Below are 24,628 nucleotides of genomic sequence, written 5' to 3'. Positions count from 1 at the left end.
CACACGAGCGTAGACAATCGAATGACAACCCCTGGCCAGGGTCTCAGGCCGTGTCCACACTCCCACGCACATCCCGGGAGATCCATGCGAGAGCGCCCCAAGGAAGACTGGGACGGAGAAGTCCCGGACATGAGAAGCCTGCTCGGCTGGCCGTTGCCAGAGCGCAGGGAGTCCATCCCCTCGTTGTCGTGGTTGGTGGACCGGCTCCGCGACAGCCGGCCCGACTGGGGCCTGCTGGAGTCACTCGTCCAGTTCGACGAGGCGCGCTACGTGCGCAGGACGCTGGCGAAGACCGAGGCGTGTGAGCTGCTGCTGGTGTGCTGGGGGCCGGGGCAGGGTTCCCTCGTCCATGACCACGGTGGCTCGGCCGGCGTGTCCCTGATGGTGCGCGGCGCGGTGCGGGAGACCCGCTATGCGTGGGCGGGAGACCGGCTGCTGCCCGAGCTGTCCGTGCGCGCGCAGGAGGGGGACCTGATGCTCGAGGAGCCGGACACCATCCATCGCATCCTCAACACGACGCGTCGCGGCGCCGTGTCGCTGCACCTCTACGCGCCGCCGATGGAGGGCATGACGCCCTATGACGACCAGGTGGTGACGCTCAAACCACCGCGTCCAGTTGCCGCGGGGGCTGGGCGAAGGCGCCGGCCACGGGCAGGGTGACGCGGAAGATGCTGCCTTGCCCGGGCGCGCTCTCCACCGTGAGCGTGCCGCCCAGGGACGTGACGATGCCATGGCACACCGCCAGGCCCAGGCCGGTGCCCACGCCCAGGGGCTTGGTGGTGAAGAACGGGTCGAAGATGCGCTCGCGGTGCTCGGGGGAGATGCCGCAGCCGGTGTCTCGCACCTCCACCGAGACCAGGCGGCCCGCCATCGCCTCGCGCGCGACGACGCGCACCTCGTTCAGCTCCACCTGACCGGGAACAATCGCCTGCGCCGCGTTGAGCAGCAGGTTGAGGAACACCTGGCCCAGCCGCGAGCCATTGCCCTGCACGGGCGGCACGCCGTCGCACTCGACGATGAGCCGCGCGCGGTGCCGCAACTCGTGCATGGCCATCTTCGCCGCGGTGCGCACCACCGCGCCCACGTCCGAGGGCCCGCTGCCCACGTCCTCCGAGCGCGACAGCGTCTGCAAGTCGCGGACGATGAGGCGGATGCGCTCCGCGCCGTCGCGCGTCTCCGCCAGCGCCTCCAGCACCTCCTGGCGCTCGCGCTCGGGGAGCTGCTCCTTCTGCTGGAGCTCCTGGTGGATGTACTCCAGGTTGCTGAGGATGAAGGCGAGCGGGTTGTTGATTTCGTGCCCCACGCCCGCGGCGATGCGCCCCAGGGCAATCAGCCGGTCCGCGAAGAGCAACTGGGCCTGGGTGGCGTGGAGCTGCTCCAGGCTGCGGGACAGCTTCGCGTTGGCGGCCTCCAGCTCCGCGGTCCGCTCCCGCACCGTCTCCTCCAGCCGCCTGCCCGCCTCGCCGGCCTCGCGGGCGACGTCCAACCCCGGGCTCTCCGCTCCTTGTGAAAACCCCGCGCGAGCCTGGAAGGCGCGTCGCAGCGTGCCGCGCCGCTGCGCCACCGCCGACATCAACAGGACCCTGGCTCGTAGCGTCATCACGTCGCAATCTCGGCGTCAGGTGTCCGTCCCGGGTGCTTCGCGGGGGCGGGCGGACCTTCCCAGTCAACACCGCCGGGACGTGTCCGGCAAGGAGCCGATGTCGGCTCGCGCGAGGGTTCGTGTCTGTCCAGACGGGTAGTCGACGCCAGCGCTCCGAAGTGGCGCGGACAGCGTTGGCGACTGGAAGGTCCGCCCCGAGTCACCGCGTCAGCGAGGAGCCGGGCGCGTGTCGCGGAGCGCTCGGACGCGGTGTGGGCGTGGGGGATGCCCGAGGGTGAGGCCCCGAGTCACCGGGCTCCGGCGTCCGCGCGCGGCTGCTCAGCGTCAGCGCGAGCAAGGAAGGTGGCCAGCGCCGCATCCACCACACGCCACCCACGAGACACACCCCCAGCCCCAGGGCCAGCAGGGCGCGCGGTAACTCGATGGCGCGAGCCTCCCGCGTCACCGGCCGGGCCCGGACGACGAGCCCGGGCGCCTCGGCGGGGCTGGAGACGGCTTGAATCGCGGGCAGCGTCCCGGAGCCCGTCGAGCGCCGTCCGCGCGATGGAGGGCGCGGGCCGCCCTGGACGTCCACCGGCACGTTCGCCGCGTCCGGGAACAAGGGCACGTCCCACGCAGCGTCCGCGCTGGCGAGCGCCGTCTCCAGCGCCTCGCACCAGGTGCTCGCGGTGCCCCGACGCCAGGGCTGCTTGGCGAGCAGTCGCAGACATAGTTCGCTGAGCGCCCACGGCACCCGGGGGTTGAGCAGGGCGGGCGTCACCGGAGGGTGGTGGATGACGGCCACCTCGCCTTCGGGCGTCTCCACGTTCTCGAACGGGTAGCGCGCGGTGAGCATCCAGTAGAGGACGACGCCGAGCGCGTACAGGTCATCCGCCACGGTGGCCGGGTACACGCCTTCGCGGCGCTCCTGGCGGAAGGCCAGGGCCTCCGGGCTGCGGTAGCGCGGCGTCCCTGGGGGCAGCACCCCGCGCGGCAGCCGGGGCGCTCCGGAATAGACGCCCACGCCGAAGTCCATCAGCACCGGCGTGCCGTCCTCCTCGCGCACCACCACGTTGGCTTCCTTGATGTCGCGGTGGAGCACGTCCGCGGCATGCGCGGCCTCCAGTCCCCGCGCCATGCCCAGCGCCAGCCGCGCCGCGCGCCGCGCGCCGGGATTCTCCTCCTCCACCCACTGGGCCAGCGGGCGCCCGTGCACGTACTCCATCGCCAGATAGAGCCACTCGGGCGCCTCTGGTGGGAACAGGCCGCCGTCGCGGAAGCCCACCACGTTGCGGTGGGCCAGCCGCGTCAGGATGGCGACCTCGCGCTGGGCCCAGCCACCCAGTTGCACCAGTGACTGGAGCTTGAGCGCCACGGACTGGCCGTCGCGCGTGGCGCGGTACACCACGCCACAACCTCCCGCGCCCAGCAGTCCTTCCACCGTGTAACCGGCGATGTCGGTGCCCTCGGGGGCATCCAGGATGCGAAGACCGTTCATGCGACCTCCCGTGTCCGGCCCAACCTCGGGAATGGGGAAAGCCTAGCACCACCCCTGGGGATGTCCCCACCGGCGGGGGCCCTCACGGACCCAACGCGCCGGCACGGACTGTGTCGCGCGAAACCAACGCCTCGCCCTCAGGGGCAGGTGCCGCAATCCGCGCGGCAGCTCAGCGCGGTGGTGCCCGTGCCGCAGCGCTCGGTGAACTGGCAGGTGCCGTCGCCGCAGCGATAGATTTCCTGCGGGCGGATGCGCGCGGTGATGGGGCGGTAGTTCTTCCCGTTGTACGTGCAGTTTGTGTAGTAGGGCGAAGACGAGGTGCTGCCCTGGCAATACGTGGCGCACATGCCCACGTGGGTAATGGGCGGGCAGTTCTGCGCCGGGCCCGAGGCCAGTCCACACGTGCGCGGAGTGCTCTTGTCCGCGGCCAGATAGGCCTGGTCATTGGCCGCGAAGACGCCGGTGCCATCGAACAGGTTGCCGAAGTAGCACGCCTCCGTCTCGCTGTACGTCGCCAGCTCCTGCGGCGTGTACGGGATGGGCGCGTTCGTGCTCGACGTGGTGAGGCCCAGCACGGAGATGGGCACGTGCAGGCCGTACTTGTTCGCATGCGCCGCGAGGCAGGCGGAGACCACCTGCTTCTCCAGGTCCGTCGCGGGCGCTCCGTCGGCCCAACTCGGCGCCAGTCCCAGTGCCCCGAGCCACATGTGCGTGTTTCCCGTCACCGGATTGGTGAACGTGCGGGCGACCCCCGCCTGCACCGCGCACGTCACCACGTAGGACATCACCGCGTCCGCATTCACCGGGTCCTGGTTGAACCACGTCGAGAAGCCATTCGTTGAAAGGCCATTCGTGGACAGGCCATTCGTTGAGAGGCCATTCGTGGACAAGCCATTCGTTGAGAGGCCATTCGTGGACAAGCCATTCGTTGAAAGGCCATTCGCGGAGACCTGACTGTGGCGCAGGTGCCCCATCTCCTCCCCCACCGGTTCCACCCCCACCCCGCAGGCCCCCACTCCCAGCGCCAGGCTCAGGAGCCCCACCATCCATCCCCGACCCCGAGACGGGTGGGTGCTGGTGTGACGACGCGACGGCGAGGCTGGTGTGTGGTGCATGCTTTTCCCCCGTGTGTGGCGGTCAGCGCTCGCTGGCCACCTTGTCGCCCATCAGTTCCAGCATTCCCAAACAATGCCGCTGTGACTGATGGGTTCGACAAGTTTTGCAGGGGGTTCAGCCGGCTTGCATGCCGCAGGGGCAATAATTTTCCCGTGGCGGATGAATCATAACAGTCAGGGTGTAAAGTCCAGGACTCGGGGAGTCATGGATGAGGTGGAATCAACGAAGACCTGTCATTCCAGGGATGTCTAAATCGGTTCCGGGAATTCCAGGGACAGGACGGCGGCGGGGGTGAGGGCGAAGCCCTCGGGTCCGCGCAGTCGCCAGGCGCCCACGTCGGTGACGGGGCCTCCGACGACTTCGGACTCACCGGTGTCGCCGCGCGTCTCGGCCTGGCCCAGGTGAAGGCACAGGTGGACGGTGGCATCCACGGGGTCGGCGAGCTTCTGCGCGGCCTGCTGGAGGATGCGCAGGGAGCGCTCGGCCTCGCGCAGGTACGCGGTGCGCTCCGGGGTGGGCGCGCCGTTCTCCAGGGGGCGCACGGCCAGGAGCGTGGTGCCGGACTGGAGCGCGAGCAGGAAGCCGCCGCCGCGCAGGCCCTGCTCCAGGCCATCCAGCACGTCGGCGAGCACCGCGTACATCGCGTCGTCGTCCTGGGCGGCGGAGGGAAGCACCACCTCGGCGTGGACGGCGAGCGCCAGCCGGGAGCGGTGGGCGGGCTGCACGGGCTCCTCGGCGGCGTCCGCGAGCGCGGCGAGGAAGGCGCCCACGGTGGTGAAGCGGCGGCTGGCGTCCTTCTCCAGGCAGCGCAGCACCACTGCGTCCACGGCGGGGGACACCGGGGCGATGGCGCTGGGCCTGGGCGCGGGGGCCTCCAGGTGCAGCCGCTCCAGTTCCATCCGGTCCTCGCAGAGGAACGGGTAGCGGCCGGTGAGCAACTGGTGCAGCAGCACGCCCAGCGCGTAGATGTCAGTGTACGGGCCAATGGTGCCGCCGCGGAACTGCTCGGGGGCCATGGCGTGCGCGGTGCCCAGCCGCTGGCCGGCGATGGTGAGGCCCTCCTGCGAGCCCTCCGCGTGCATCAGCTTGGCGATGCCGAAGTCGAGCAGCTTCACCCGGGGCTTCTCGCCCTCCTCCACGACGAGGATGTTGCTGGCCTTCAGGTCGCGGTGGACGACGCCCGCTCGGTGCGCCGCCTCCAGCGCGCCGCACACGGGCTCCAGGTAGGCGCGCGCTCGGGACGCGGACAGCCGGCCGCGCTCCTGCACCACCTGGCCCAGCGTGCGGCCCGCGAGCAGTTCCATGACGTAGTAGGGGCTGCCGTCCGGCATCAGCCCGAAGTCATAGACATCCACGATGTTGGGGTGGCGAATCTGGTTCACCACGCGGGCCTCGCGCACGAAGCGCTTGAGCATCTCGCCCTGGTCCGCCAGGTGGGGATGCAGCACCTTCACCGCGGCGCGGCGGCCCAGAATCCGGTGCTCGGCTTCATAGACGCTGCCGTGGCCACCGGAGGCGAGCAGGGCCTTGAGGATGTACTCGCCCGCGAGCGTGCCGGGGCCTCTGTCGCTCTTGCCCGCATCACCGCGCCCTCGCTCGGAGCCATGCAGATCCGCCCGTGCCTGGATGCGGAACGTGCTCTCGGAGTCGGCCGCCATGTGTGGAAGGCACCCTAGCACCCACCTTGGAGCCCTGCTGCATGCCCCGGGCCCGAAGCGACCGCCGCGTCGCGCCAATCCTTGTCATGCGTTCACCACCCATCACCTCGGGTGGGGGAGGGAGGGGCAGATGTTGCCTTGCGTATGCTCGGGCGCCCCAACACCCCGGGTGGTTGGACGCCGTGGCCAGGGACTGCTGGATTCCCGGGACGTGACCTCACGCGCGCGGGACGGGGCTGGTCGGGTGGATGGACGCCGCGCGGGGGGGACGGGGGGCCTCTTGATGACGACACTGGATGACCTCACGACCTGCGCCGGGATGGCGCTGGCGCCACCTTCCTCGACGGGGGCCTGCCTCATCCTCATCAGCACGACGACGCCGGCCGCCATCGGCAAGGCGTACCGGCTGGAGCTGGGGGAGCACATCATCGGCCGTGGCTCCGAGGCCACGGTGCGCATCGACGACCACGGCGTCTCGCGCAAGCATGCCCTCATCATCCGCTCGCCCGACGGGGGCTGCCACGTCACGGATTTGGAGTCGACCAACGGCACGCTGCTCAACGGCACGCCCATCGCGACGGCGGAGCTTCAAGAGGGCGACCGGCTCCAGATTGGCACCGTCACGGTGTTCCGCTTCTCCAAGCGGGAGCTGTTGGAGCAGCGCGAGGAGCAGCTCAGGCAAGCGCTGTCCGCCGCGCGCGTGGGCATCTGGGATTGGAACGCGCAGAGCGGCCGGGTGACGTGGAGCGAGCACGTGGACCGGCTCCTCGGGCTGCCCGTGGGCAAGCTGTCCGGTCGGGCCATGGAGCTGGAGGAGGTGGTGCACCCGGCGGACCTGCCGCGCGTGCGCGAGTCCCTGTCCACCGCGTTGGAGAAGAAGACGCAGGTGGACGTGGATTACCGCATCGAGCCGCAGGGCAGCGGGTGGCGCTGGATTTCCTGCAAGGGTGACGTGCTGTGCGACGCGTCCGGCATGCCCGCACGGGTGACGGGCACGGTGATGGACATCACCGCGCGCAAGCAGGCGGAGCAGGAGTTGAACCGCCAGGCGCTCATCTTCGAGAGCATCTACGACGGCGTGGTGATTACGGATTTGGGCGGCGGCATCATCGACTGGAACGCCAGCGCGGAGCGGATGTTCGGCCGCAACAAGTCGGAGGCGATGGGGCAGACGCTCTTCCGCGTGTTGCATCCGGACGAGCCGGACCGGCTCACCGGCATGGTGCTGGCGGCGCTGGAGAAGCAGGGGCGGTGGACGGGGGAGCTGGAGTTCAAGCGGCGCGACGGCACCACGTGCTGGTGCGAGTCCGTGGTCGTCCCGCTGCGCGACAGCGAGGGGCGCACGATTGCCAACATCATGGTCCACCGCGACACGTCGGAGCGAAAGCAGCTCCAGGCGCACCTCGTCGTGGCGGACCGGCTGGCGTCGGTGGGCACGCTGGGCGCGGGCGTGGCGCACGAAATCAACAACCCGCTGGCCTACATGCTCGTCAACCTGCACCTGGTGCGCGAGGGGCTGGAGCGGATGGAGAGCCAGGTGCCCGCGGCGGCCATCGCCTCGCTCCAGCAGTTGGTGCGAGAGACGACGGAGGGCGCCGAGCGCATCGCCACCATCGTCCGAGACCTGAAGGTCTTCGCGCGGGGCGAGCAGGAGGTGCGGCTGATGCCGGTGGACGTGCGCCGCGCGGTGGAGCTGGCGTGCAAGATGGCGGACAACGTCATCCGCCACCGCGCGCGGCTGGTGACGGAGTTCGAGCCGGTGGCCCCGGTGGAGGCCAGCGAGTCGCGGCTGTGCCAGGTGTTCCTCAACCTGCTGCTCAACGCGGCGCAGGCGATTCCGGAGGACCGCTCGCCCGAGCACGAGCACGAAATCCGCGTCGTCATCCGCGCGGGAGACCGTGGCCGGGTGCTGGTGGAGGTGCGCGACACGGGCATGGGCATGTCGCCCGAGGTCATGGACCGCATCTTCGACCCGTTCTTCACCACCAAGCCGGTGGGCGTGGGCACGGGGCTGGGGTTGTCCATCTGCCACGGCATCATCGAGTCCATGGGTGGCTCCATCCACGCGGAGAGCGAGCCGGGCAAGGGGAGCACCTTCCGCGTGGTGCTGCGCGCGGCGACGCGGGAGCTGGAGGTATTGCCCCGGCTGACGGCGGTGGTGGCCGTCAACGCGCGGGCGCGCATCCTCGTCGTGGACGATGAGCCGAACGTGACGCTGGCGCTCCAGCGCTCGCTGGCGTCGGACCACGAGGTCGCCACGGCGAACAGCGCGCAGGCGGCGCTGCGACTGCTCAATGACGGCAGCCGCTTCGACCTCATCCTCTGCGACGTGATGATGCCGGGGATGACGGGCATGGACCTGTACCACGAGCTGGGACGCATCGTTCCAGACCAGGCGGGCCGCATGGTGTTCATGACGGGCGGCGCCTTCACCCCGCGCACGGTGTCCTTCCTGCGCGAGGTTCCCAATCTGAAGATTTCGAAGCCGCTGGACCTCACGCAGCTCCGCGAGCTGGTGGGACGTTCGGCGGAGGCAGGAAGATGAGCAGTCCCCCGAAAGCCCTCGTGTCCTCCACCCCCGTCGTCCCCGAGTCCGCCAGCGACGCCCGCCTGTCGGTGGTTCCCGAGTCCGCGCCGTCCCCCGTCCGCGAGCGTCGGGAGTGGTCGGTGCGCGCGCTGGGGATGGGGCTCGTCGTCGGTGCGCTCCTGGCCGTCACCAACGTGTCCATGGGGTTGAAGTTGGGCTGGTGGGAGAGCGGCTCCGTCACGGCGGCGGTGTTGGGCTTCGGTGGCCTGGCGGCGGTGTCGCGCAGGCGCGGCTCGCCGTACACGCCGCTGGAGAACAACCTCACGCAGGTGGCGGCGGTGTCGGTGGGGGCCATGCCGGCGGCGGCGGGGCTCTTGGGACCCTTGCCCGCGCTGATGTTGATGGGGTTGGACCTGCCCGGCGTGGGGGTGGCGGTGTGGAGCGTGGCGCTGGGCGTGCTCGGCGTGCTGGCCGCGCACCTCTTGCGGCGCCGGCTGCTGGAGGAGGAGGCGCTGGCCTTCCCCACGGGAATCACCACGGCGGAGCTCATCACCGCGATGCACGCCTCGGAGCCCGAGGAGAATCGCGGGCGCGGCGTGTGGCTCGCGGTGGCGGCGGTGGTGTCCACGGCAATCACCGTGGTGCGGGACGTGCTCCAGAAGCTGCCGGGCATGGTGGCGGCGCCGGGCTCGGTGGGAGGCGTTTCGACGGCGTCGCTGACGTGGGGGCTGGCGGCGAGCCCCATGCTGCTGGCCGTGGGGATGATGGCGGGGCTGCACCTGGGCCTGAGCATGCTGGTGGGAGCGCTCGTGGGCTGGGGCGCACTGGCGCCGTGGCTCTTGAGCACGGGCGCGGTGAAGGAGGCGACCTACGACTCGCTCCTGAACTGGCTCACGTGGCCCGGCGTGGGGCTCTTGGTGGGCTCGGCGGTGGTGTCGCTCGCGGCGCAGGCGCGTGACTTCTGGGGCGCGGCGAAGGACGTGGGCTCACTGAAGTGGAGTGGCGTGCTTCCCCGGTGGGCGTGGCTGTGTGGCGGCGCGGCGGGCGTGTTGACGTTGGCGTTGGGCGTGGGCCTGTTCGGGATGAGCGTGCCGCAGGTGCTGCTGGCGCTGGTGGTGCTGCTGCCCTTGTGCGCGGTGTGCGCGCGGGGCGCGGGGCAGGTGGATGTCTCGCCGGTGACGCAGGTGGGGCAGCTCTCCCAGGTGGCGGCGGGTGTGCTGCTGCCTGGCGCGGTGGCGCCCAACATCGCGGTGGGTGGCGTGGTGTCCGGCGCGGCGGCCCAGACGGGCGTGAGCATGTGGGCGCTCAAGGCGGGGCACCTCCTGGGGGCCTCGCCAGGGCGGATGCTCGGGGCACAGTTGGTGGGGGTGCTCGCGGGCTCTCTGGTGAGCGTGCCGGCGTACCTGCTGCTGACGCGGGCGTATGGGCTGGGCTCGGAGGCGCTGCCGGCGCCGTTCTCCCATCAGTTCCGCGCGGTGGCGGAGCTGGCGGTGAAGGGGCTCTCGGGCCTGCCGCCGAACGCGGCGCTGGCGGGCGGCGTGGCGGCGGTCGTGGGCGCGCTCTTGACGGTGCTTTCGCGGGGTGGGGCGGCGCGGTGGATGCCTTCACCGGTGGCGATGGGGATTGGCTTCATCCTGCCCGCCTACTTCGCGGTGACGCTGTGCCTGGGTGGCGCGCTGGCGGCGGTGGCGCGGTGGCGCTGGCCTCAGGCGACGGTGCGCAACGTGCCCGCGCTGGCGGCGGGGGCGATTGCCGCGGAGTCGCTCGTGGGCGTGCTCATCGGTGCGTTGAAACTTCTGGGCTTCATGGCGTAGCACCCGACGGCTTCACACTGGAGGGACGCTCTCCCGTGCGCGCTCCAGCGAGCGGCGGATGCGCGCCTCCATGAGGTTGGGCAGTCGCGAGGCGAGCTGGAGCGCGTCCGTCAGGATGCGGATGGCCTCCTCGCGCTCACCCCGGCGCAGCGCCGCCAGCCCCATCATCTCCAGCACCTCGAGCGGCTCCTGCTCCACGGAGACCTGGGCGGACCACTCCTTCAGCGTGTTCCATGCCTCCGCCGTGGCGTCGCGCGTGGCCAGCTCCACCATGGCGAAGAGCACCTCCTCCGAAGGGCTCAGCTCCACGCCGTTGCGGCCCTCCGCCAACACCTGCCGCACCTGCGCGAGCAGCTCGCGGGCCCGCGCCTGTCGCCCGAGCCACGCCATGGTGCGCGCCTGGAGCAGCAGGGCCCACGGACGGGGCGCCACCTCCGGGTGCCTGCGCTCCAGCGCAATCGCCCGGGTGATGTGCGGCGTGGCCGCGTCGACGTCTCCAGCCTGGTAGTGCAGTTCGCCCAGGTTGTGCTCGGCGAAGTACTCCCAGCCCACCATGCCCAGCTCGCGTCCCAGGTGCATGAAGCGCTCCTGGTCCTTCAGCGCGTTGGCCAAATCCCGCCGGGCCACCCACAGGTTGCGGCGGTTGTTGATGGCGCTGCCCAGGTGGAACAAGTCGCCCCGCTCCGAGCACGCGGCGATGACCTCCGTCAGCACGCGGTCCGTCTCGTCGATGTCCCCCAGGTTGGGGAGCATCACCGCGAGCAGGAGCTGGGACACCACCTGCGTCTCGTAGCCCGCGTCACCCAGGCGCCGGGCAATCTCCGCCGCCGCCTCCAGGGGCTCGCGGGCCTCCTGCCACTCGCCCTTGCGGAACAGCGCGCGGCCCACCGCGAGCAGCAGGCGCCCCTGCACATAGGCGGAGCCCACGCGGGCCGACATCGCCTGGGCCTCCAGCGCGCGGGCCTCGCTGGCGGGATAGTCATTCACCCAGTCCAGGGCCATGGCCTCGTCCAGCAGCAGCTCCACCTCCGTGCGCGTGTCGCCCAGCCGGCGCGCCCGCTCCCGGGCGGCGGCGAAGTCCGCCAGCGAGTCGTCATACCTGCCGATGCGGATGCGCATCAGCCCCCGTCCTCGCAGCGAGGTGAGGCAGCGCAGCTCGTCGGAGCTGTCCAGCAGCTCCAGCGCGCGCGTGTACATGGCCTCCGCGTCGAGGAACGCGTGGCGTCCGCGCGCGGACTCGGCCAGGTCGATGGAGAGCGCGGCGGCCTCGTCGCGCAGGTCCGCGGCGGCGGCGTGCAGCGCCAGACGGGGCAGCCGCTGGCGCTCGCTGGCGCCCGTGGGGCCCAGGAAGTAACGGTACGCGGCGAGGTGGATGCGCTCGCGCTCGGCGGCGGGAAGCGTGGCGGCGACCGCGTCGCGCAGGAGCTCGTTGCGGAAGCTCAGGCCCTCCAGCCGGTGCGACACCAAGAGGCCGGAGTCGAGCAACCTGCGCGTCGCATGGCCCGCGTCCAGCGGGAAGCCTCCGGCGGCGCCGTCTCGCTCCAGCTCCCGCACCACGCCCTCCGCCGTGGCGGCGGTGAAGTCCGTCCCCAAGAGGGCGCACAGCCGGGCGTGCGCGGCCAGCGTCGGCGGCAGCGCCCCCAGCTCGCGGTCCGCCAGCCACTCCACCAGCCGCAGCTCGGGCACCTTCTCCACGCCGTCGGTGACGAGGTACCAACTGCCACCCGGGGCGCGCTGGCGGACGAGCCCCTGGCGCTTGAGGCCGCGCACCAGCTCCACCATGTAGAGCGGCACGTGCTGGGCGCGCTCGACGATGCGCTCCACCGCCTGCGCCGGCACGTTCTCCACCGGCTTGAGGAGCATGCGGCACAGCTCCTGCGCCTGCTCCGCGCCCAGCGCGCGCAGGGACACCGTGGACTGCCGCGCCGCGCGAGCACCCCACAAGGGGCGACTCTTCTCGAACCCCGGGCGCGCGAGCACGCACACCCAGATGGGCACGCTCGCCTCGGCGAGGCACGCGTACTCCAGCGCGTCCAGCGCCGTCTCCTCGGCGAAGTGCGCGTCGTCGATGACCAGGCACAGCGGGCGCTCGCGGGCGGTGGTGGCCAGCAGCTCTCCGGTGGCGCGCATGGCCAGGGAGCGCAGCGCGCCCGGCGCGGCCGCCCAGCTCTGCAGCTCCGGCCCGCCCGGCGCGTACCAGCCCAGCGTCGCGGCCACGCCCGGCCACAGCTCCGAGCCCAGCGTGGGGCCCAGCCGCTGCATGATGGCCGCGCGGCCCTGCTCCTCCGTGTCCGTGTTCTCGCTCTCGAAGGCGTTGAGGGCGCAGCGCAGGAGCGTGCGCAGCGTCCCGTCCGGGTCGCCCTGCACGGGCTCGCGCGAGCGCGTGGTGTAGATGCGAGTCAGTGGCAACTGCATCTGGAGTTCACGCGCGAGCGCGGCGGCGAGGTGGCTCTTGCCCAGTCCTCGTTCGCCCAGGACGGTGACCAGGGTGGGGGTCGCCTCGCCCGCGGCCGCGCGGGCGCTGTCCACCAACGAGGCCAGCTCCGCCTCGCGGCCCACCAGCACCTCGCTGCCCAATTGGAGCACGGTGATGTCGGGACGCGGCGCGGCGCCCGGAGACGCGGGGCGCAGGAGGCCAGGGTGGCCCGGCACCTCGGTGCATGGCACCTCTGGCACGGCCTCCGCGGCGGCCGGGGACAGCAGCAGGCCATGGGTCTCCGGCCCGGTGGGGTAGCGGTCCGCGCGAGAGAGGATGGCGCCCAGGTAGCGCGGAGTGCCGGTGGGGCGGCGCTGCACGGTGACGGCGGACACATCGACGAGGGCGCTCGCGGCGAGTCCCCGGTCGGCCAGTCCCTCGGCGGCGCGCATGGCCCGGCGCACGGGGTTCTCTCCCACGTCCGGGTCGAACACGGCGGCGATGCGCGGCCCATCCGTGAAGGCCAGGTGCCCACCGTAGGAGGCGAGCCCCTTCTGCAGGCTGACGGGGTTGGCGCGGGACGTCAGGAAGAGCACGGCGACGGAGCGGCGCACCTGCGCGGGGCGGGGCTCTCCGGGCGCGGCGGGCCTGGGCGTGATGGGCTCGGACGGCCGGTGCGCATGGGTGAAGGCCTCGCGCAGCGCGGTGGCCAGCGCGGCGGCGTCCTCGGGGCGGCGCGCGCGCTCCTTGGCCAGACAGCGCAGCACGACTTCCTCCAGCGCGGGAGGCACGGGCGCGAAGTCGGAGGGGGGAGGTGGGCGCAGGGCCAGGTGCGCCTGGAGCACTTCTGGCGTGGGGCCGAAGAAGGGCGGCCGGCCGGTGAGCATCTCGTAGAGCAGCACGCCCAGCGCGTACACGTCCGTGCGCGCGTCCACGTCCGAGTTGCCCGCGCACTGCTCCGGCGCCATGTACTCCGCGGTGCCGGCGAAGGCCGACGAGTCGCTCGTCGTCGCGCCCTCGCCGGGCAGGGCGGAGCCCTCCTGGAGTGAGGTGCCGCGCACCAGGCCGAAGTCGAAGACGCGCACCTGCCCGCCGCCGTCCTCGTTGAGGAAGAGGTGCTCGGGCTTCAAGTCACAGTGGGCGAGCCCCCGCGCATGCACCAGGGCCACGGTGTCCGCCACCGAGAGCGCCAGGGAGGCCAGCTCCTGGGCCGGCACGGGCCCCGCGGCGCGCGCCAGTCGCTCCGCCAGGGTGGGCAGCGGGACGTGCTCCATGACGAGGAAGCGGATGCCTCCGGAGAGCACGCCCACCTCGTACAGCGCGGGCACGGTGGGCGGCCCCAGCGTGCGCAGCGCCTCCGACTCCCGGACGAGCTGCGCGCGCGCCAGGGCATTGCCGGTGCGGGCCAGCTTGATGGCCACGCGCTGCTGGTCCGTCTCGCGCCGGGCGCCCAGGAGCACGCCGAAGCCGCCGCGCGCCAGCACCCCCTCCACGCGATAGCCGGGGATGAGGAGCGGGGCTGGCTCGACGACGGACGTCGCACGTCCCGCGCCCTCGGCGGGTGAGCTTGGCGGGCATGGCGCGTGGGAGCCTTCCCAACGCCGCCCACATGTCTGGCAGCGCGGCACGCGGCAACTCTACGCCAAATGCAATGGGGATTCAGGACACCCCTCGGTTACCCCGGGGGTCGGTCGCGCATCACCCGGACTCCAGGGCCTCTTGCTCATGCGAACGCATGTTCATTGCCCCGCTCCGGGCGCGATGCTGTCATGCCCGCTTCCATCGAGAGAGGTCCCATTCATGAGCCTGGCGAAGAAGCTGAACTTGAAGGAGGGCGTGAAGGCCCGGGTCATCGGCAAGCCGAAGGGGGTCGACCTGGACGATGTCGCGACGACGTCCTCCGTGAAGGCGGAGGCGCTGTTGCTCTTCGTGACGCGGATGGAGGACGTGGACACGAAGTCCGCGCCCGTCATCGCCGCCGCGAAGGAGGACCGAGTCACGTGGGTGGCCTACCCGAAGGCGGGGCAGCTCGACACGGACCTCAACCGGGACATCCTCGCCCGGCGTCTGGAGAAGGAGGGCATCCAGACCGTGCGGCAGGTGGCCATCGACTCCGTCTGGAGCGCGCTGCGCTTCCGCCCGGGGCCGTGAGCGCCTGTCGCCGACGTGTCGGAATCTCGCCGTGACGACAGGTTGCTTCCAGTGCTTCTACGGGCGGTGTGGTTGACTGGCCGCTCATCTCGCTGCTGGAGGTTGGCATGCCCTACGTCGACGGATTCGTCTTGCCGCTGCCCACGAAGAACCTCGCCGCCTACCGCAAGATTGCTCGCAAGGCCGGCAAGATCTGGCGTGAGCACGGCGCGCTCCAGTACACCGAATGTGTCGCGGATGATATCGCCGAAGGCCCGCTCGCCCTGTTCGCCAGGAGCGTGAAGCGCAAGGAGGGCGAGACGGTGGTGTTCTCCTTCATCGTCTACAAGACGAAGGCCGACCGCAATCGCATCAACAAGCTGGTCATGGCGGACCCTCGCCTGAGCGACATGACGCAAATGCCCTTCGACATGAAGCGGATGATGTACGGCGGCTTCAAGCCCATCGTCTCGCTGTAGCAAACCTCAGCGGCGTCCGGCGGGTGGGAGGGAAGGCCCGCCGGACACCGTGAGGGACTACGGAATCTCCAGGGCGCGAAGCACCGTGGAGTCCGAGTCCGGGGCTCGCACGCGCAACAGGAGCGCGGCGCCCGACTTCGCGGAGGTCAAGGTGTTGAACGCGTCGGACGCGTTGGACACCTTGCCATCACCGACCTGCGTCAACACCATGCCGGGCATCAGTCCCGCGCGCTCCGCGGGGCTGCCAGGCTCCACCTCCATGATTTGAGCGCCGCCGCCCTCCGCGTCTCGCAGGCTGATGCCCAGCTTGCGCGTGGCCGGCGCGGAGGCGTTGCGCGGCGTGATTTCCTCTTCGCCGCGCTGGGCCGGACGCGTGCCGAGCGTCACGTCCAGCGTCATGGGCTTGCCGCCGCGCACCAGCTCCACCTTCACGCGGCTGTCGGGCTTGAGCAGCGCCACCGCGCGGGTGAGCGTGCCGGCGGAATCCACCGCGCGGCCTCCGACGGAGGTGATGATGTCCTCTTCCTTGAGGCCCGCGCGGTCTCCGGGGCCTCCTCGGCTGATGTTGGCCACGACGGCGCCCTTGTTGGCGTCGACCTTGAGGGCGCGCGCCAGCTCCGGCGTGAGGTCCTGGATGGCCAGGCCCAGGTAGCCACGGCGCACCGCGCCCGTCTCCTGGAGCTGCGGTAGCAGCGCGCGGATGAGGTTGCTGGGCACCGCGAAGCCGATGCCACTGGCGCCGCCGATGATGGCGGTGTTCATGCCGACGACTTCGCCCTTCATGTTGAAGAGCGGCCCACCGGAGTTGCCGGGGTTGATGGCGGCGTCGGTCTGGAGGAAGTCGTCGTACGGGCCGGAGTGGATGTCGCGAGCGCGCGCGGAGAGGATGCCGGCGCTGACGCTGGAGTCCAGGCCGAACGGGTTGCCGATGGCCATCACCGCGTCGCCCACGCGCACCGCGTCCGAGTCACCCAGCGGCACGAAGGGCAGGTTGTTCGGCGCGCCCTTGAGCTTGAGCAGCGCGACGTCGGTGAGCGGGTCTCTCCCGAGCACCTCCGCGTCGAACGAGCGGCCATCCTCCAGTTTCACGCGCACCGTGTCCGCGCCTTCCACCACATGGTTGTTGGTGAGGACGGTGCCCGTCGCGTCGATGACGAAGCCCGAGCCCAGGCCCTGGCGCGGCTGCGGGTTGCCCTGCATGCCCGGAGGCATCATTCCGAAGCGCTCGGCCATGCCCGGAGGCAGGCCCTGCATGCCGGACATGCGCTTGGGGCGGGCCTGCACCTCCACATAGACGACGGAGCCCTTCACTGAATCGACCAGCGGCGCCAGCGAGGTGACAACGGTCGCGGGGTTGAAGCGCGCGGGCTGCACGGGCGCGCCGGAGGGCGTCGCGGCCGCGGCCATCGTCGTGGCGGCGACGGTGGCCGTGGCTTGAGAGGAATTGGAAGAACCCAGGGCCTGGGCTTGTCCGCACGCGAAGCCCAGCGTCGCGGCGGGCAGGAGGGCCAGGGCACCGAGGAAACGGCGAGAGGGGAGCGAGCAGGCCATCGTTCGTTCTCCGTGAGGCCGGAGTCAGTCCGGTCAGGAAAGAGTGTTTGAGAATCGGTTCAGATGTGGGGAGGACGCGGAATGGCTCCCCCTGGAGGTGGAAAGGTCTGCCGCTGGTCGTCCCCCGACTCCCGACGGCTGCCATTGCTCGGGGCTCGTTCCGCGAGTCCCCACATCCGAACCGATGCCAGACCCTTTTGCACGTGCCGGGCCAGGGCTTCGCGCGGGGTGCTCTCCTCTGAGCGTGGGGGCAGCGGGGCAAGAAGCTCGGGGCAAAGTGCCCCGCTCGGGGCAAATGTCCCCGGGGCGAAGTGCCTCCTTCCGCAGGGGAATGAAGTGGCACGTCGAATGCTCTGCCCGGGCTCGCTCGTCACATTCCGTACTTCCACGAGGAAGGCGGGAGGGCGGGCAGCCCACCACGCTGGAAGGAGTCGAACTTGATGGGGCCAGACGAAGAGCAGGAGCAGTCGGGAGCGCGGCCGTGGCCGCTCCCGGATGCCGAGCGAGGGCAGCGTCCGCGAGTCCTCGTCGCGGAGGACCAGCCGGAGATGCGCGCGTTGTTGCGCAGGGCGCTCCAGCGCCAGGGCTATGAGGTGGTGGAAGCCGCGGATGGTCCGGGCCTGGTGCAGGTCATCATCGACGGCTTGCTGGCGGACCAGACGCTGGTGCCGGACCTCATCATCACCGACGTGCGCATGCCTGGGTACTCGGGGCTGGAGGTGGTGGCGCGGCTGCGGCGCGAGGGTTGGACGACGCCGGTCATCCTCATCACCGCGTTTGGAGATGCGCAGGTGCATCGCGACGCGGAGTTGTTGGGCGCGGCGCGGGTGTTGGACAAGCCCTTCGCGATGGAGGATTTGTGCGCCACGGCGGAGGCGCTCGTCCCGCCGGTCCGCTGAGCCCCTGCCTGCTCGACGCGGGCGGGGACGGAGGCAGGTGCGCACTGTCGGAGGGTGCTCTCTCCGACCCGGTTGAGGCGAGCGCTCCTCGCCCTGCTTCCCCTGGTGCTGCTGACGTTGGCCTTCCTCGTGATGCGCCACGAGCTGCGCGAGCTGAATGTGGAGTCCGTGGCCCGCGGGCTGGCCTCGATTCCACGCGGGCGCATCGCATTGGCGGTGGTGTGCGCGGCGTGCAACTACCTGGCGTTGACGCTCTATGACGTGCTGGCGCTGAGGCACCTGGGGCGCAAGCTGCCGTATCGGCAGGTGGGCTTCACGTCCTTCGTGGGGTACGCGTTCGGACACAACATCGGCATGTCGTTCCTCACGGGGGGCGGCGTGCGCTACCGGCTGTATTCGGCGCGAGGGCTGACGGCGCTGGACGTGGCGCAGGTGGGGACGTTCAACGCGCTGACATTCTGGGCGGGGCTCTTGGCGGTGGCGGGCGTGGCGCTGGTGGTGGACGCGGGGCAGGGGGCCATGTCGTCGTTGTCGCTCCAGCCTGGGATGGCGCGGGGGCTGGGTGTGGGCCTGCTCGGGGTGTTGCTGGGCTACCTGGTGCTGTGCGCGCGGGTGCGGCGGACGCTGAAGGTGCCCCGGCTGCATCTGGAGGTGTCGTTGCCCACGCTGCGACAGGCATTGGAGCAGGTGGGGGTGTCCTGTCTGGACTGGTCGCTGGCGGCGATGGTGCTGTGGGTGTTGTTGCCTGCGGGGTCGGGGATTTCGCCGCCGAGCATGGTGGCGTTGTTCGCGGTGGCGCAGCTCGTGGGCATCGCCAGTCAGGTGCCGGGCGGGCTGGGTGTGTTCGACTCCATCATCCTGGCGGCGCTGACGCCGGGGGTGCCGGCATCGATGGTGCTTGGCACGCTCGTGGTGTACCGCATCGTCTATTACCTGCTGCCCTTCGCGGTGGCGGCGGTGCTGCTGCTGGGGCACGAATTGGCGCAGCACCGGGGCCAGGCGGCGGAGCTGCGGGCCCGCCTGGGACGGCGACGACAGGAGGGGTGAGTGGAGGTCGCTCATCTCTCGGGGCTGGCATCCTCCAGCGCAGGTCCGCGAGGATGCAGCGATGCGACCCCTCGCGTGCGCCGTGCTCCTGCTCTTCTTCTCGGCGTGTGCGACGTCGGCACCGGCTTCAAGTGTGCGCAGGCCCCCGAGCCCGAGGGTCGCCAATCTCCAGAGAGCGGCGAAGTTACCGTGGAGGGACGGTGGCCGATGCGCCGTCCATCAGGCCTCCCAGCCGTGGCCCGTGTTGGCGGAGCGCTGCTTCCAGGCTCTTGACCATGACCGGGTCCGATTCAATGACCCCACGGGCAGGTGCGCCGTTGCTTCGGCGGGCACGATGGTTCTGGGAACCGGCCTCTGCATCCTGGCTGCGCCGGAAATCATCGCCGGTGCCGTGGTCGTCGTTGGCATCTTGGTGGTGGGCGTCGCCATCAAAGAAGCGCTGGATGCATATGCCCTGAGCGGAAGTCACTCCGAGGAGGAAGAGGTCACGCTCCTGGCGAAGCCCGTCTCGCGGGAGTCCTCCTCGAAGCGGAAGCCTCAACCCGAGCCAGCAGGGCAGGACTGGTTTTCTCCAACGCCACCCGACTAGAGCGCCACCCCCGGTGCGAGCCCATCCCGGTGCCGCACCTTGGCGGAGATGCCGCGCATGACAGGTGCGCCGACCAGTTCCCTCCGAATCGTTTCCCTGGCAAGGACGTGCTCGTGAAGGGCAAGCGCTTCGACGCGCTGCAGGTCGGCGCGCGGGTGCTATGGGAAATCAAGACCGACCAATTCGACACGTACTCGGAATTCCTTCAGGAGCAGGTGGTCCGGCAGCAGGTGGCGACGATGCGAGAAGAGCGAACCATCGCGATGGAGTGTGGATATGGCTTCGTCGTCGGGGTGAGCACCGAAGCCCACAAGGAAGCACTGGCCGAGCTCGAACGCACCCTCAACATCGTCGTTACGGGATGCAAGCGGTGACCACTCGAAGAAGACTCAGCATCGCCGTCTACGCTCCAGTGCTCACGAGAAGTGATGGCCGTCCGCTCGCGGTCATCCAGGGGATGGAACGGGCGCTGCCCGGCTTGCGTCTGGAGTGGAAGGTCTCCGAGGACGGGCACCCCATGGCCTTGCAAGCTCGCGATGCGTGGCTCGCGGAAGAGATGAGGGACGGAGGATTTCCTCTCGTGTGCAACGGGGACGAGAGTCACCCCGTGACGGTCCACGGACTGCAAACGCCAGGGAGTCAGGCACCAGGTGGTCAGCCGATGCTCGACGTCCATGCGAAGCTCCCGCTGGACGAGGACTTGATTGCCGCGGCGGTGGGCGTGCTGGAAGGCGTGGCGGAGGGAGCGCGCGCTGGGGGCATGCGACGCCGACCAAGACGGCGGTGCGAATCGCGGGGCAGACAGTGGATCCAGTGCACAAACCTGGGATTCCGCCCCAGGAGCTTCCAGCGCTCAAGTTCCCCGAGAAAATCCGCTCGCCCGAGATTCCGTATTGCCTGGGATGGCTGAACTACTGGTCGGCCGCCACCGCCCAGACCCTTGGGTTCCCGGAGGCCTCGCGCGACGCCGAATTGCTCACGCGAGCGCGTCGTACGCTATCTGGAGGGTGGATTGTCCAGCTCACGGCCGCGCCACTGGACCTGGATGACCCCGCACATCTGGATGCGCTCCTGCTCGCCTATGCGCGGTTCCCGGAGATTGGTGGCCGCTCGGCTCCTTGACCATCCTGAACAGGGCCTCCGCGCGCGTGTTGTGCCGGCCTTCGTTTCCTGCTTCCGTGACTCCCGCGATGCGAGTTCATCAATCAGCGTGGGTGTCGGCGCTCTGTGTCCTGGGCATGGGGATGGGAAACGGCTGCAGCTGCGGCCCCGCGCAGCGGCGCATCAACCCGGATGGGGGCCCCACGCGGAAGGTCGCCCGCATCGTCCAGGAGTATCCACACTCGACGGAGGCCTTCACGCAGGGGCTCGTCTTCCACCAGGGCCGGCTCTTCGAGAGCACCGGCCACGAGGGCACGCTGCGCGAACTCTCCCTGGAGTCCGCCACGCCCGTGTGGATGGAGGAGTTGGGCAACATCTTCACCGAGGGCCTCGCCAGTGACGGCGAGCGCCTCTACCAAATCACCTGGACGGAGGGACTGCTCTACACCTGGAGCGGCCTGCCCCCTGTTCGCGAGCGCACCACGCGCTACTCCGGAGATGGCTGGGGCCTGTGCTACTGGCAGGGCCGCCTGGTCCGCAGCGACGGCAGCTCCACGCTGACCTTCCACTCACTCGACACCTTCGAACCCCTGGGCACGGTGGAGGTCACGCTGCAAGGCCAGCCCCAGGACCAGATCAACGAGCTGGAGTGCGCCAACGGCGTCATCTACGCCAATGTCTGGCACTCCTCGAGCGTGCTGGAGATCGACCCCACCACTGGCAACGTCATCGGCATCATCGACGCCTCCGCTCTCACGCGTGCCGTGGCTCCTCAGTTGGACAACCGCGAGGCCGTCCTCAACGGCATCGCCGTGGACCCCGGCACCGGCCGCATGCTCATGACGGGCAAGCTCTGGCCGAAGCTCTTCGAGGTCCGCCTGGAGACGCTCGACTGACGCTCAGGGCTTCTTCGCCTCGTCGTCGCGCTCCAGCTTCCGGTACAGCGTCTTCCGGTCCACGCCGAGGATGCGCGCCGCCAACGTCCGGCTGCCACCCACCGCCTCCAGCACGCGGTGGATGTAGCGCCGCTCCAGCTCCTCCAGCGTCACCAGCTCCGACGGGTCCGTGTTCTCTGGCACCACCTTGGGCTGGCTGTAGTTCCGGATGCGCTCGGGCAGGTCATCCACCGTGAGCTGCTCGAACGACGTGAGCGCCACCGCGCGCTCCATGCAGTTCTGCAGCTCGCGCACGTTCCCCGGCCACCCATAGGCCAACAGTCGCTGCGCCGCCGCCGGCGACGGCCCCACCACGCGCTTGTTGTTGCGCGCGGCGAACTGCTCGATGAAGCGCTGGGACAACAACAGCACGTCGTTGCCCCGGGCCCGCAGCGGAGGCAGCTCCACGCCGATGACGTTGAGCCGGTAGTACAAGTCCTCGCGGAACCGGCCCTCCTCCACCGCCAGCTCCAGGTCCCGATTCGTCGCCGCGACGATGCGCGCGTCGAACGCAATCTCCGTGTCCCCACCCACTGGGCGCACCACCCGCTCCTGGAGCGCGCGCAACAGCTTGGGCTGGAGCGTGAGCGGCAACTCGCCCACTTCATCCAGGAACAGCGTGCCGCCGTTGGCCTGGACGAAGAGACCCGTGCGCGTCGCCTTGGCGTCCGTGAAGGCGCCCTTGGCGTGGCCGAACAGCTCGCTTTCCAGCAGCGCCTCCGGCATCGCCGCGCAGTTGAGCGCCACGAACGGCCCCGCCGAGCGGCGACCCCGCGTGTGCACCGCGCGCGCCGCCACCTCCTTGCCCGTGCCGCTCTCGCCGGTAATCAGCACCGTGGAGTCCAGGTCCGCCACCCGGTCGATGAGCGCATAGGCCTGCTGCATGGCGGGGCTCTCGCCCACCACCGCGCCGCTGTCCTGCTGCCGCCCCAACTGCTGCCGCAGCCGGCGCACCTCGTCGCGCAGGGCCCGGTGCTGCACCGCGCGCTCCAGCACCAGCACCAGCGCATCCAGGTCGATGGGCTTGGTGACGAAGTCGTACGCCCCCGCGCGGATGGCGGCCACGGCCGTCTCCAGGCTGCCGAAGGCCGTCAGCACGATGACGGGGATGTCCGGCCGGTTGAGGACGATGCGCTCGCACAGCGCCAGCCCATCCATCCCGGGCATGCGCAGGTCCGTCAACACCACGTCGAAGTCCTCGCCGGCCAGTCGCGCCAGCGCCTCATCCGCGGACGCGAGCGCCACGGGCGTGTAGCCCCGGCGAGTCAATCCCTTCTCCAACATGGCGCGCATCTCGCGCTCGTCCTCGACCATCAGGACGCGGCCTGGCATGTGTCCCCTCCGCTCGGCAGATAGATGGAGAAGCAGCTACCGCGTCCCAGCTCGCTGCGCACGGCAATCCAGCCGCCATGGTCCCGGATGAGACCATACGAGACGGACAGCCCCAGCCCCGTGCCCTCGCCCACGTCCTTCGTAGTGAAGAAGGGCTCGAAGACATGGCCCAGCACGTCCGCGGGGATTCCGCCGCCCTCGTCCTCCACGTCCACCCGCACGTAGCTGCTCTCCGCGCCCCCGACGTCCGTGGGCGGCGTGGCGCGCGTGCGCGTCGCGAGGATGCGCACCGTACCGGGCTTGTTCATCGCCTGCAGCGCGTTCATCACCAGGTTCGTCAGCACCTGCTGCACCTGACCTCCATCGGCCTCCAGCATGACACCCGGGGGCACGTCGTCCACCAGGGTGATGCTCTTCTTGGAGGCCATGGGCCTGAGCAGCGACAGCGAGCGGTCCACCAGCTCCCGCACATCCTCCGGGGCCCGGTGCGGCGCGCGGCGCCTCGCGAAGTCGAGCAGTTGCCGGATGATGCCCGTCATGTGCTGGGCCTGCTGGGAGATGATGCGAGCGCACTCGCCCACCTCCTCGCCCTCCGCTTCGCCCGACGAAATCATCTTCGAGCGGCCCATCACCACGTTGAGCGGCGTGCCCAGCTCGTGCGCCACGCCGGAGGCGAGCTTGCCCACGGTGGTGAGCCGGTCCGCGTGGCGCAGGTGCTCCACCGCGGACAGGCGCGCGACCGTCTCCGCGGACAGGCGCGAGCGCGTCTCCTCCAACTGCTCGCCCATGCGGTTCATCGCGTCGGCCAGCGTGGTGATTTCGTCCCCGCGTCGCTGGGTGGGCAGCCGCACGCGGGCCGTCAAATCACCCTGGCCGAAGCGGTTCGCCAGTTGCACCAGCTCGTCCACCGGCTCTCCGACGAGCCTGCGTCCCATGGCCATGGCGGCGATGAAGAAGGCGAAGGTGATGGTGCCGGTGGCGACGATGGTGCCCACCACCGTGACGAAGACGTGCTGTCGCTCCTCGCCCAATGACTCGGTGATTTCGATGGCGCCGAAGCGCGGGCCGATGCGGACCGGCGTGTACGAATGCAGCAGGCCGGGCTCCGGAGTCGGGTCCACCATGGAGCCGTCCTGGCCCTGGCGCAGCGTGGCCAGCAGGCGCGGCGGGAAGCCGATGAGCGACGGAGTGCCAGGGCCCCCATCCAACCAGACCCAGCGCAGGTGGACCTGCTCCTGGTAGTTGTTGGACTGGTTCAGGAGCGTGAGGGCTTCACGCTCACCGGCGAGCTGCCACGCCTTGCCGATGGTGCCAGCGAGCGTGTGGCCGAGCAGCCGGTGGTCATGTTGCATGTCCAGCGCCGAGCGTTCCAGCTCACGGCGGACCTGGATGACCTGCAGCCCGGCGATGACGGCCACGGCGAGCAGGACGAGAGCGAGGGTGAACTTGCGAGCGAGTCTCACGGTGGGTCGAGGCTATTCCGGTCCATGCACCTGGGAGGGGTCGAATCCGCATGGACCGGAAGGAAGTACTCACAACGTACCGCGAGCGCCGAAAGAAGAGGTCAGTGCGTCGCGCCGGTGTCCTTGGTGGGAGTGGAGGCGGCCTTCGTGTGGGCCGCATGCTCCTTGGAATGCTTCGCCTTGGTGCCAGGCTTCGCGGGCGCCTCGGCGGCGGGCTTCTGCGCGGTGGGGGGCGTGCTCGGCTTGGGAGCCGCGGCGAACGCGCCCGTCGACAGCAGGGAAAGGCCGACAGCAAGAGACAGGGTACGCTTCATGGCTTCTTCTCCGGTCCGTGCCCGCGATGTCTCGTGGGGCACGGGGGGAGGGCCTGAGCATCCCCCATGCCAGGGCGGTGCTCGGCGAGACTTCCCTCGGAGGACAGCGTCCCAGCGGGATGAACTGACCCGCCGGGACCGGGGCACATTGCCCCGTCGGGGCGAAGTGCCCCCGCT

General features: G+C 70.4%; 19 protein-coding genes and 1 pseudogene. 11 read left to right on the top strand and 9 right to left on the bottom strand.

Going from position 1 to position 24,628, the window contains the following annotated elements:
• Positions 1-129: 129 nt before the first annotated feature.
• Positions 130-660, top strand: coding sequence for a cysteine dioxygenase (locus G4D83_RS36495; protein ID WP_240357027.1), 531 nt, complete (start codon positions 130-132; stop codon positions 658-660).
• On the opposite strand, the gene G4D83_RS36490 is transcribed toward G4D83_RS36495, so the two are convergent.
• The 4 genes from G4D83_RS36490 to G4D83_RS36475 all read right to left on the bottom strand — a co-directional run bounded on the left by G4D83_RS36490 (position 599) and on the right by G4D83_RS36475 (position 5,854).
• The gene (locus tag G4D83_RS36490; protein WP_163869533.1) at positions 599-1,600 is read right to left on the bottom strand and encodes a sensor histidine kinase; all 1,002 of its coding nucleotides are present in this window, start codon (positions 1,598-1,600) and stop codon (positions 599-601) included. The genes G4D83_RS36495 and G4D83_RS36490 overlap by 62 nt on opposite strands.
• Before the next feature lie 202 nt (positions 1,601-1,802).
• Positions 1,803-3,080, bottom strand: coding sequence for a protein kinase domain-containing protein (locus G4D83_RS36485; RefSeq protein ID WP_163869517.1), 1,278 nt, complete (start codon positions 3,078-3,080; stop codon positions 1,803-1,805).
• Positions 3,081-3,217: 137 nt separating this feature from the next.
• A complete protein-coding gene (locus tag G4D83_RS36480; protein WP_240357025.1) occupies positions 3,218-4,126 on the bottom strand; it encodes a hypothetical protein in 909 nt (302 codons plus the stop codon).
• Positions 4,127-4,444: 318 nt separating this feature from the next.
• Positions 4,445-5,854, bottom strand: a complete 1,410-nt coding sequence (locus G4D83_RS36475; RefSeq protein ID WP_163869515.1) for a serine/threonine-protein kinase — start codon at positions 5,852-5,854, stop codon at positions 4,445-4,447.
• 283 nt (positions 5,855-6,137) lie between these two features.
• On the opposite strand from G4D83_RS36475, the gene G4D83_RS36470 reads away from it, so the two are divergent.
• Both G4D83_RS36470 and G4D83_RS36465 read left to right on the top strand, forming a co-directional pair.
• Positions 6,138-8,399: a serine histidine kinase EspA gene (locus G4D83_RS36470; protein ID WP_176437541.1), complete on the top strand. Its 2,262-nt coding sequence runs from the start codon at positions 6,138-6,140 to the stop codon at positions 8,397-8,399.
• A complete protein-coding gene (locus G4D83_RS36465; protein ID WP_163869513.1) occupies positions 8,396-10,195 on the top strand; it encodes an OPT/YSL family transporter in 1,800 nt (599 codons plus the stop codon). Before G4D83_RS36470 ends, G4D83_RS36465 begins: the two co-directional genes overlap by 4 nt.
• Positions 10,196-10,207: 12 nt before the next feature.
• Here G4D83_RS36465 and G4D83_RS36460 read toward each other — a convergent pair whose 3' ends face one another.
• Complete coding sequence (locus G4D83_RS36460; protein WP_163869512.1) at positions 10,208-14,239, bottom strand: serine/threonine-protein kinase; 4,032 nt, start codon at positions 14,237-14,239, stop codon at positions 10,208-10,210.
• A 172-nt stretch (positions 14,240-14,411) separates the two neighbouring features.
• Here G4D83_RS36460 and G4D83_RS36455 point away from each other — a divergent pair, with 172 nt between their 5' ends.
• Together G4D83_RS36455 and G4D83_RS36450 are read left to right on the top strand one after the other, a co-directional pair.
• Positions 14,412-14,762 (top strand): hypothetical protein, encoded by a 351-nt coding sequence (locus G4D83_RS36455; protein WP_163869511.1) that lies wholly within the window; start codon positions 14,412-14,414, stop codon positions 14,760-14,762.
• A gap of 107 nt (positions 14,763-14,869) precedes the next feature.
• Positions 14,870-15,220: a DUF1428 domain-containing protein gene (locus tag G4D83_RS36450; RefSeq protein WP_163869510.1), complete on the top strand. Its 351-nt coding sequence runs from the start codon at positions 14,870-14,872 to the stop codon at positions 15,218-15,220.
• Positions 15,221-15,277: 57 nt separating this feature from the next.
• Here G4D83_RS36450 and G4D83_RS36445 read toward each other — a convergent pair whose 3' ends face one another.
• Positions 15,278-16,771 carry a Do family serine endopeptidase gene (locus G4D83_RS36445; protein WP_163869509.1) on the bottom strand — a complete coding sequence of 498 codons (1,494 nt, stop codon included), beginning with the start codon at positions 16,769-16,771 and terminating at the stop codon, positions 15,278-15,280.
• A gap of 440 nt (positions 16,772-17,211) precedes the next feature.
• Here G4D83_RS36445 and G4D83_RS36440 point away from each other — a divergent pair, with 440 nt between their 5' ends.
• The 6 genes and pseudogenes from G4D83_RS36440 to G4D83_RS36420 all read left to right on the top strand — a co-directional run bounded on the left by G4D83_RS36440 (position 17,212) and on the right by G4D83_RS36420 (position 21,303).
• Positions 17,212-17,670 (top strand): response regulator transcription factor, encoded by a 459-nt coding sequence (locus tag G4D83_RS36440; RefSeq protein ID WP_163869508.1) that lies wholly within the window; start codon positions 17,212-17,214, stop codon positions 17,668-17,670.
• Between the two features lie 54 nt (positions 17,671-17,724).
• Positions 17,725-18,717, top strand: coding sequence for a lysylphosphatidylglycerol synthase domain-containing protein (locus G4D83_RS36435; RefSeq protein ID WP_163869507.1), 993 nt, complete (start codon positions 17,725-17,727; stop codon positions 18,715-18,717).
• Positions 18,718-19,051: 334 nt separating this feature from the next.
• The gene (locus tag G4D83_RS47120) at positions 19,052-19,306 is read left to right on the top strand and encodes a hypothetical protein (RefSeq protein WP_338041962.1); all 255 of its coding nucleotides are present in this window, start codon (positions 19,052-19,054) and stop codon (positions 19,304-19,306) included.
• 29 nt (positions 19,307-19,335) lie between these two features.
• Entirely contained in the window at positions 19,336-19,680 is a 345-nt protein-coding gene (locus G4D83_RS47115; RefSeq protein WP_338041961.1) for a DUF6310 domain-containing protein, read from the top strand.
• A pseudogene (locus G4D83_RS36425) lies at positions 19,668-20,428 on the top strand (DUF5953 family protein). The gene G4D83_RS47115 and the pseudogene G4D83_RS36425 overlap by 13 nt, the downstream one beginning before the upstream one ends.
• Before the next feature lie 122 nt (positions 20,429-20,550).
• Entirely contained in the window at positions 20,551-21,303 is a 753-nt protein-coding gene (locus tag G4D83_RS36420) for a glutaminyl-peptide cyclotransferase (protein ID WP_240357023.1), read from the top strand.
• Positions 21,304-21,306: 3 nt separating this feature from the next.
• Here the strand turns inward: G4D83_RS36420 and G4D83_RS36415 are convergent, their stop codons facing one another.
• From G4D83_RS36415 to G4D83_RS36405, 3 genes are all read right to left on the bottom strand, one after another.
• Positions 21,307-22,674, bottom strand: a complete 1,368-nt coding sequence (locus tag G4D83_RS36415) for a sigma-54-dependent transcriptional regulator (protein ID WP_163869505.1) — start codon at positions 22,672-22,674, stop codon at positions 21,307-21,309.
• Positions 22,656-24,137, bottom strand: a complete 1,482-nt coding sequence (locus tag G4D83_RS36410; RefSeq protein ID WP_163869504.1) for a sensor histidine kinase — start codon at positions 24,135-24,137, stop codon at positions 22,656-22,658. Before G4D83_RS36410 ends, G4D83_RS36415 begins: the two co-directional genes overlap by 19 nt.
• A 101-nt stretch (positions 24,138-24,238) precedes the next feature.
• Positions 24,239-24,451 (bottom strand): hypothetical protein, encoded by a 213-nt coding sequence (locus G4D83_RS36405; RefSeq protein ID WP_163869503.1) that lies wholly within the window; start codon positions 24,449-24,451, stop codon positions 24,239-24,241.
• Positions 24,452-24,628 lie beyond the last annotated feature (177 nt).

The organism is Myxococcus eversor, from assembly GCF_010894455.1.
Lineage (GTDB): Bacteria > Myxococcota > Myxococcia > Myxococcales > Myxococcaceae > Myxococcus > Myxococcus eversor.
Note: the sequence above shows the minus strand (reverse complement) of the source record. Positions and strands in the feature narration are given on the sequence as shown.